Below are 471 nucleotides of genomic sequence, written 5' to 3'. Positions count from 1 at the left end.
GCCTTCGGCGGCAGGGCGTCGCCGATCACGAGGTCGACGAAGCTGCCGGTGCCATGGATACACATCGCCTGGCCGCGATCGAGACAGCCAAGGCCGATGGCGCCGGCGTGCTGGTCGCCCATGCTGGCGAGGATCGGCACGTCGATGCCGAGCAGCGCCGGATCGGTGCGGCCGAAATCGCCGGCATCGGCGCGCAGCTCCGGCAGCAGGTCCTGCGGAAAGCCGAGCGCATCGAGCCAACCGCGCTGGTAGCGGTGCTCGGCCAGCACATAGGCGCCGGCCGACGCCGCATTGGTGGATGTCGTGACATAGACGCGCTCGCGCGACAGATGCCACAACAGCCAGGTGTCGACGGTGCCGAAGCCAAGGCGCTTGTCGCGGAACGCCTGCGCCACCGCCGGCGTCTCCTGGATATGGCGCGCCGCCCACAGATAGGGTGAACGCACGCCGCCGGCGCGGCCGACCTCGCGG

The 471-nt window shown here is 70.7% G+C and carries 1 protein-coding gene; it reads right to left on the bottom strand.

The genetic code is table 11. The features are described 5' to 3' along the window. The coding region (locus A6F49_RS14460) for an FGGY family carbohydrate kinase (RefSeq protein ID WP_043056587.1) at positions 1-471 on the bottom strand (471 nt) is incomplete at both ends.

It is taken from the genome of Enteractinococcus helveticum, from assembly GCF_001657475.1.
In the GTDB taxonomy this organism is placed as follows: Bacteria; Actinomycetota; Actinomycetes; order Actinomycetales; family Micrococcaceae; genus Yaniella; species Yaniella helvetica.
The sequence above is the reverse complement of the archived record's forward strand: the minus strand, read 5'-3'. Positions and strand labels throughout refer to the sequence as shown.